Genomic DNA, 264 nt, shown 5'->3' on the forward strand with positions numbered 1-264 from the left:
ATCTTCCGCGGCTTGTCCAAGGCGGCGGCGGGAATGGAGCGCGCCCAGGCCGACTATATGGGCATGATGGCCACCATCATGAACGCCCTGGCCATGCAGTCGGCGCTGGAGAAGATCGGCGTCTCGACGCGGGTGCAGAGCGCCATCCCGATGGCCGCCATCGCCGAACCCTACATCCGTCGCCGCGCCCTGCGTCATCTCGAAAAGGGCAGGGTGGTGATCTTTGCCGCCGGCGTCGGCGCGCCCTTCTTCACGACGGACTCG

At 67.0% G+C, this 264-nt stretch carries 1 pseudogene; it reads left to right on the plus strand.

The features are described from left to right. A pseudogene (locus CVH10_RS21465) lies at positions 1 to 264 on the plus strand (uridine monophosphate kinase); the annotation flags it as partial.

Origin of the sequence: Halomonas sp. ND22Bw, from assembly GCF_003011945.1 — a bacterium.
In the GTDB taxonomy this organism is placed as follows: Bacteria; Pseudomonadota; Gammaproteobacteria; order Pseudomonadales; family Halomonadaceae; genus Halomonas; species Halomonas halophila.